Raw genomic sequence first — 6,669 nt, forward strand, 5'->3', positions numbered from 1 at the left:
GGTCGGCCAGGTCGCGGCGGAAATCCGCCGTTGGCGTAAGCCCGAACCCTATAAAGGCAAGGGCATCAAATATCGCGGCGAGTACATCTTCCGCAAAGAAGGCAAGAAGAAGTAAGCCATGGCACATCTTACCCCTTTCCAAAAACGCCGTCAGCGCGTCCGTACCGCCCTCCGTCAGCGGGCGGGTGGCCGCGCTCGCCTGTCGGTGCACCGTTCGGGCCGCCACATCTATGCACAGCTCATCGATGACGCTGCCGGGCAGACGCTCGCTTCGGCCTCGACGCTGGACAAGGATGTCCGCGGCAAGACCGGCGCAACCACCGCGGCGGCCGCCGATGTGGGCAAGCGCCTCGCCGCAGCTGCGAAAAAGGCAGGCGTGACGCAGGTCGTGTTCGACCGCGGCGGTTTCCTGTTCCACGGGCGCATCAAGGCGCTGGCCGACGCGGCTCGCGAAGGCGGATTGGAGTTCTAATCATGGCAGACGAAGTACAGAACGTCGAAGGCGCTCCCGAAGCAGCCCCCACCGATGGCCAGGCTCCGCGCCGCGGCCGTGGCGGCGGCCGCGATGGAGGCCGTGGCGGTCGTGACGGTGGCCGTGGCCGCCGCGACGATCGTCGCCCGCGCGACGAAGACGGTGGCGAAGAGCTCATTGAAAAGCTCGTCCACATCAACCGCGTTTCGAAGACCGTGAAGGGCGGCAAGCGCTTCGGTTTCGCCGCGCTCGTCGTCGTTGGCGACGGCAAGGGCCGCGCCGGTTTCGGTCATGGCAAGGCACGCGAAGTGCCGGAAGCCATTTCGAAGGCGACCGCTGCTGCGAAGAAGGCGATGATTCGCGTTCCGCTGCGCGACGGCCGCACGCTGCACCACGATGGCCGTGGCCATTTCGGTGCCGGCAATGTGACGCTGCGTTCCGCACCTGCCGGTACGGGCATCATCGCCGGTGGCCCGATGCGCGCCGTGTTCGAATCGCTGGGCGTGGCCGATGTGGTGACCAAGTCGGTCGGCACCTCGAACCCCTACAACATGATCCGCGCGACCTTCGAAGCGCTCGGCGAGCAGACCAGCCCGAAGTCGGTCGCGCAGCGCCGCGGCAAGAAGGTTTCGGACCTGATCAAGCGTGGCGGTGCATCCGACCGCGCAGCCGAGGCGGAAGCCGCGGCGGTGACGGAGTAAGACGATGGCTGACAAGAAGATCAAGATCCGCCAGATCGGTTCGCCGATCCGTCGTCCCAAGAGCCAGCGTGCGATCCTGACCGGCCTCGGCCTGGGCAAGATGCACCGCGAGGTCGAACTGGTCGACACCCCGGAAGTGCGCGGCATGATCCGCAAGCTGCCGCACATGGTCGAAGTCGTCGAGGGCTGAGCCCCTCGCGACCCGACCCCCTATTTATCAGCGCGATAAAAGCGAAAGCGAGTGCAATGACTATCAAGCTTAACGAACTTCGTGACAATGATGGCGCCCGCAAGGGCCGTATGCGCGTCGGACGCGGTATCGGTTCGGGCAAGGGCAAGACCGCCGGCCGCGGCCAGAAGGGCCAGAAGGCCCGCAGCGGCGTCGCGATCAACGGCTTCGAAGGCGGCCAGATGCCGCTTCACATGCGCATTCCGAAGCGCGGCTTCAACAACATCTTCGGCAAGGACTTCGCGATCGTCAATCTGGGCATGATCCAGAAGCTGGTCGACGAGAAAAAGCTCGACGCCAAGGCTGTCATCGATCACGCCGCGCTCAAGGCTGCTGGCGTTGCCCGCGGGGGCAAGGACGGCGTCCGCCTCCTCGCCAAGGGTGAAATCACCGCGAAGCTGAACTTCGCCGTTGCCGGCGCGTCGAAGGGCGCGATCGAAGCGGTCGAAAAGATTGGCGGCAAGGTCGAACTGCCCGAACCCAAGGCCGAAGGCGAAGGTAAGAAAGCCAAGCGCAAGGCCGAAGCGGCAGCCAAGAACTAATGCACTCGGGGGCGGGTCGGCGACAGGTCGATCCGCCCCCGACGCATCTGAATTCGGGCCTTTGCCCTTGCGCTTCGTGACTGGCGAACGCACATAGGCGCCGGGTCGCGGGGGCGCGGTCCGCCACTCGAGGAAAGATCACCATGGCCTCTCGCGCCGACCAGCTTGCTTCCAACCTGAACTTTTCGAAGTTCGGTCAGGCGACCGAACTCAAGAACCGTATCTGGTTCACGATCGGCGCGCTGATCGTCTTCCGCTTCCTGTCGTTCGTGCCGCTGCCGGGGGTCGACCCCGTTGCGCTGGCGTCGCTCTACAGCCAGGCCGCATCGGGCGGCGTCCTCGACATCTTCAACACCTTCTCGGGCGGCAGCCTGGAGCGCATGAGCATCATCGCGCTCGGCGTCATGCCTTATATCACGGCGTCGATCGTCGTGCAGCTGGCGGCCGCGCTGTCGCCCAGCCTCGCCGCGCTCAAGAAAGAGGGCGAAAGCGGGCGCAAGAAGCTCAACCAATATACGCGCTACGGCACCGTCGCGCTGACCGCGATCCAGGGTTATTTCATCGCCGTCGGGCTGGAATCGCTCGGCGCGACGCAGGGCATCGCCGCGGTCGTCGATCCTGGTATGATGTTCCGCATCGGCGCGGTGATCAGCATCGTTGGCGGTACGCTGTTCCTGATGTGGCTTGGCGAACAGATCACCAGCCGCGGTATCGGCAACGGCGTGTCGCTGATCATCATGGCGGGCATCCTCGCCCAGCTCCCGCGCAGCTTTGCGCAGATGTTCACGCAGGTGCGCGAAGGCTCGATGGGCGGCGGCACGATCCTCGCCGTCGTCGGCGGCGCGATCGTCATCATCGCCTTCATCAGCTTCATGGAACGCGCGCAGCGGCGCGTCCTCGTCCAATATCCGAAGCGCGCGACGCAGCGCGGCGTGATGCAGGCCGACCGCAGCCATCTACCGCTGAAGGTCAACACCGCGGGCGTGATCCCGCCGATCTTCGCCTCCTCGCTGCTGCTGATGCCGCTCACCGTCACGCAGATGATGGGCCAGAACGTCCAGGGCGACACCGCGACCGGCGATTTCCTGATCACGCTCAACCAATATCTCGCGCACGGCCAGCCGCTCTATATGGCGCTCTATGCCGCGGGCATCATCTTCTTCTGCTTCTTCTACGTCGCGGTCGTCTTCAACCCCGAGGAAACCGCCGACAATCTGAAGCGTCAGAACGGTTTCATCCCCGGCATCCGTCCGGGCAAGAACACCGCGGCCTATCTCGACTTCGTGCTAACGCGCATCACCGTGCTCGGTGCGGCCTATCTCGCGGCGATCTGTCTGATCCCCGAATATTTCATCGCCGGATCGGGTCTGCCGTTCCAGCTCGGCGGCACCAGCCTCTTGATCATCGTCAACGTCACGATCGATACGATCAGCCAGATCCAGAGCCACATGCTCGCGCACCAATATGGCGACCTCATCAAGAAGGCCAAATTGAAGGGCGGCGTTGCGCGGCGCTGATCGCCAAGCTACGGCATCCGCGACACGGCAGGGCAAACAGGGGTCCCCATGACGCTGAATATCATTTTGCTGGGTCCGCCGGGGGCGGGCAAGGGAACGCAGGCGGTGCGCCTGGAAGATGAACATGGCATGGTCCAGCTCTCGACCGGCGACATGCTGCGCGCGGCGGTCAAGGCGGGAACGCCGATCGGCGTGCAGGCAAAAGCCGTGATGGATGCGGGCGAACTTGTTTCGGACGAGATCGTCTCGGGCCTGATCGGCGAACGGCTCGACGAGCTGGGCGCCGACGTGTCGGTGATCTTCGACGGCTATCCGCGCACCGCGGCCCAAGCCGAGGCGCTCGACGGCATATTGTCGGCGCGTGGCCGCAAACTCGACCATGTGATCGAGCTGCAGGTCGAGGAAGACGCGCTCGTCGACCGCATCACCGGCCGCTTCAGCTGTGCGAAGTGCGGTGCGGGCTACCACGATCGCTACAAGCTGCCGAAGGTCGAAGACACCTGTGACGTTTGCGGCAGCCACGAGTTCAAGCGCCGTCCCGACGATAATGAGGAAACGGTGCGTACGCGCATGGCCGAATATCGCGCCAAAACCGCGCCGATCCTGCCGATCTACGAAGTGCGCGGCATCGTCACCCACGTCGACGGCATGGCGCCGATCGACGAGGTCAACGACGCGATCGAAACCATCCTCGCGGGCTGAGGCTAGCCAGTCCCGCCGGCGCCGGTTATTGAGGCGCCAAGGGGGACAGGCTGATGGCAATTTCCAGATATTTCGCAAGTGCGGCGATGATCGCGGCGCTCGCTTTTGCGCCGGTCGCAAACGCCAAGGTCGTCGACCAGAGCGAGGCGGGCTTCACCGTCGCGCATACGGCGCAGGTCGCCGCGACCCCCGCCGATGTCTGGAAAATGCTCCGCATGCCGCAAAGCTGGTGGTCGAAGGATCATAGCTGGTCGGGCGACGCCGCGAACTTCTGGCTCGATTCGCAGGCGGGCGGCTGTTTCTGCGAGAAATTGCCCGACACCGGGTCGGGGGTCGGCAGCGTCCAGCATGCGCGCATCCTCTTCTCGAAACCGAACCAGATGCTGCGCCTCTCGGGCGCGTTCGGGCCGCTGCAGGGGGAGGCGCTGACCGGCACGCTGACGATCCAGATCAAGGAAACCCCGACGGGCAGCGCGCTGCGTTTCGATTATGTCGTCGGCGGCTATATGCGCTTCAAGATCGCCGATATCGCCCCCGCGGTCGACAAGGTGATCGGCGAGCAGCTGCTCGGCCTCGCCAATGCGCTGGGCGGCGCGCTGCCGCCGACGCGCGATGAAAAGGCGGCAGCTGAGGGGGCGGAAAAGCCGAAAACCGAGACCCGGCCCGCGAAGGAAGAGCCGGGGCTGGGCGCCGCGGTCGCCGACCCGGTCGAGGAAGAGCCGAAGGCTACCTCCGACGAGCGCTAGGCGCCGGGCTTTCCGCGCAGCTTCGCGAGCGCCGCGAACGGCCCCGCGGCTTCTTCACTGAGCACACCTTTTTCGGCAAGAATGCGGTCGGCGTCGGGATGACGCGGGAACGGATCTAGCGCGAGCGAGAGCGTCTGCACCGCCGCTTCGCCAAGGTCGACCCGGTCGCCATCGAGCGGCAACAGGTCGAGCTCGTCGCTGCCGATCTCGATCTCTTCATCCTCGCCAACCGGCGCATCGACATCGCGCAGAAAACGCAGGTCGAAAGGTTCGACGATGGTTGCGGGCACAGGCAGGTCGGTCGCGGCGCACGCTTGCACGACATGCGCCTGCACCTCGCCCTTCGCGCCGATGCCGCCCGCGATCGCGCGGACTTCGCCCGTAACGGCAAAGCGGTCGAGCGTGACCAGCGCCAGCCGCTTCGCGATCCGCGCGCGCGTCCCGGCATCAGCCTCGACCGAAAGCGTGCGGCCATGCGCGGCGTCAGCCAGCGTGACGATCAGAGAGAATTCGGGCGGTATGCTCAACGTGCGGCTCCACCGAGGTGGTCGACGACGACCAGATCGGCAACCGGCGTCGCCGCCAGCGCCGCGCGCAGCGCCGCGACCTCGGCCATCACATGCGCCAGCCCCGTTTCGCCGGGTTCGTTGCCGCGCCACAGGTTACGGACCAGCGCAGCGCGCAATTCGTCCGATCCGTCGGCGGCGCGATAGGCGCCGAGCCGCCCGCCGAGCGCGCTCATCATTCGGCCGACCTGCTTGCCGACGACCATGTCGCCAAAGCCGATCTGGCGCATTTGCCCGTCCATGTCGTTCACGAACAATTCGGTGAGCTGGACACCCGCGAGCCCGTGCGCCGGCTCGTCGTCGATCCGGTGCAGGACGAGCGCCAGTATGAGGCTGACCATGTCGAAGCGGCCATCGAGCGTGTCGGGGACGGAGCCTTGCGCATACCAGTGCGGCGCACGCGCGGCGGCGACGACGGCGTTCCACAGCGGGCGGCGCGCCTCGCGCGGGTCGGGCTCGGATTTAAAGAATTTGCGAAGTGAGAACATGGCAGCTGCTTAGGCGCATTCGGGCCAGCGGAAAAGAGCCGCCGGTCAGCTTGTGGCAAGCTTTGCCGCGGCACAAGCGGCTTGTGCGCGCTATCCGCTTGCGGTTAAGAGGCGCGAGAGCCAGCGCCGACCGCCCGGACAAGCGGCGGACAGGCGCAACGGAGATTTTTGATGCCGAATTCGATCCTTTCGCTTCCCGCCCCGCGCGCGCGCCTCGTCGTGCTCGGCCTCGCCGTCGCGCTGACCGTCAGCGGCTGCGCGCAGCTGAAGGGGCGGCAGGGCTATGTCGTCGACCCGCTGCTGACCGAGGCGATCACGCCCGGCGTCGACAACCGCGAATCGGTCGAAAAGACGCTTGGCCGCCCGACCTTCGTTGGCCAGTTCAGCGACAATGAATATTATTATGTGTCGCGCGAAACGCGCCAGCTGGCCTTCGCCAAGCCGCGCCCGGTCGACCAGCAGGTGCTGCGCGTTCGCTTCGACCCCGCGGGCAACGTCGCCGCGGTCGATCGCACCGGCCTCGAATTGGTGAGCAAGATCAGCCCGGAAGGCGACAAGACGCCGACCCTGGGCCGCGAGCGCAGCCTGCTCGAGGAATTGTTCGGCAATATCGGCGCGGTCGGCGCGATGAGCGGCCGCCAGGGCGAGACTGCGGACGACCCGCGCTAGGTCGACCAGTCCTAAGCACCGCTCGGCGCATCACGCC

At 65.8% G+C, this 6,669-nt stretch carries 11 protein-coding genes; 9 read left to right on the forward strand and 2 right to left on the reverse strand.

Annotated features, from left to right (window positions below):
- The 8 genes from rplF to VJ811_RS06000 form a co-directional block, all read left to right on the forward strand.
- Positions 1–115: 50S ribosomal protein L6 (gene rplF, locus VJ811_RS05965; protein ID WP_324071361.1), on the forward strand; the 115-nt coding region annotated here is incomplete at its 5' end.
- A gap of 3 nt (positions 116–118) precedes the next feature.
- The gene (gene rplR / locus VJ811_RS05970; protein WP_037515664.1) at positions 119–472 is read left to right on the forward strand and encodes a 50S ribosomal protein L18; all 354 of its coding nucleotides are present in this window, start codon (positions 119–121) and stop codon (positions 470–472) included.
- Between the two features lie 2 nt (positions 473–474).
- Positions 475–1,173, forward strand: coding sequence for a 30S ribosomal protein S5 (gene rpsE / locus VJ811_RS05975; RefSeq protein ID WP_082521561.1), 699 nt, complete (start codon positions 475–477; stop codon positions 1,171–1,173).
- 4 nt (positions 1,174–1,177) lie between these two features.
- On the forward strand, positions 1,178–1,363 hold the full coding sequence (gene rpmD, locus VJ811_RS05980; protein WP_037515666.1) for a 50S ribosomal protein L30: 186 nt from the start codon (positions 1,178–1,180) through the stop codon (positions 1,361–1,363).
- Positions 1,364–1,419: 56 nt separating this feature from the next.
- The gene (gene rplO, locus VJ811_RS05985) at positions 1,420–1,944 is read left to right on the forward strand and encodes a 50S ribosomal protein L15 (RefSeq protein WP_324071354.1); all 525 of its coding nucleotides are present in this window, start codon (positions 1,420–1,422) and stop codon (positions 1,942–1,944) included.
- 143 nt (positions 1,945–2,087) lie between these two features.
- The gene (gene secY, locus VJ811_RS05990) at positions 2,088–3,461 is read left to right on the forward strand and encodes a preprotein translocase subunit SecY (protein ID WP_324071355.1); all 1,374 of its coding nucleotides are present in this window, start codon (positions 2,088–2,090) and stop codon (positions 3,459–3,461) included.
- 48 nt (positions 3,462–3,509) lie between these two features.
- The gene (locus VJ811_RS05995; RefSeq protein WP_324071356.1) at positions 3,510–4,163 is read left to right on the forward strand and encodes an adenylate kinase; all 654 of its coding nucleotides are present in this window, start codon (positions 3,510–3,512) and stop codon (positions 4,161–4,163) included.
- A gap of 53 nt (positions 4,164–4,216) precedes the next feature.
- Positions 4,217–4,909, forward strand: coding sequence for a hypothetical protein (locus tag VJ811_RS06000; protein WP_324071357.1), 693 nt, complete (start codon positions 4,217–4,219; stop codon positions 4,907–4,909).
- On the opposite strand, the gene VJ811_RS06005 is transcribed toward VJ811_RS06000, so the two are convergent.
- Both VJ811_RS06005 and VJ811_RS06010 read right to left on the reverse strand, forming a co-directional pair.
- On the reverse strand, positions 4,906–5,436 hold the full coding sequence (locus VJ811_RS06005; RefSeq protein WP_324071358.1) for a DUF177 domain-containing protein: 531 nt from the start codon (positions 5,434–5,436) through the stop codon (positions 4,906–4,908). The genes VJ811_RS06000 and VJ811_RS06005 overlap by 4 nt on opposite strands.
- Positions 5,433–5,963, reverse strand: coding sequence for a ubiquinol-cytochrome C chaperone family protein (locus tag VJ811_RS06010; protein WP_324071359.1), 531 nt, complete (start codon positions 5,961–5,963; stop codon positions 5,433–5,435). The genes VJ811_RS06005 and VJ811_RS06010 overlap by 4 nt, the downstream gene beginning before the upstream one ends.
- Before the next feature lie 171 nt (positions 5,964–6,134).
- On the opposite strand from VJ811_RS06010, the gene VJ811_RS06015 reads away from it, so the two are divergent.
- Positions 6,135–6,632 carry an outer membrane protein assembly factor BamE gene (locus tag VJ811_RS06015; RefSeq protein ID WP_324071360.1) on the forward strand — a complete coding sequence of 166 codons (498 nt, stop codon included), beginning with the start codon at positions 6,135–6,137 and terminating at the stop codon, positions 6,630–6,632.
- Positions 6,633–6,669 lie beyond the last annotated feature (37 nt).

This window comes from Sphingopyxis sp. (assembly GCF_035250425.1).
GTDB lineage: Bacteria > Pseudomonadota > Alphaproteobacteria > Sphingomonadales > Sphingomonadaceae > Sphingopyxis.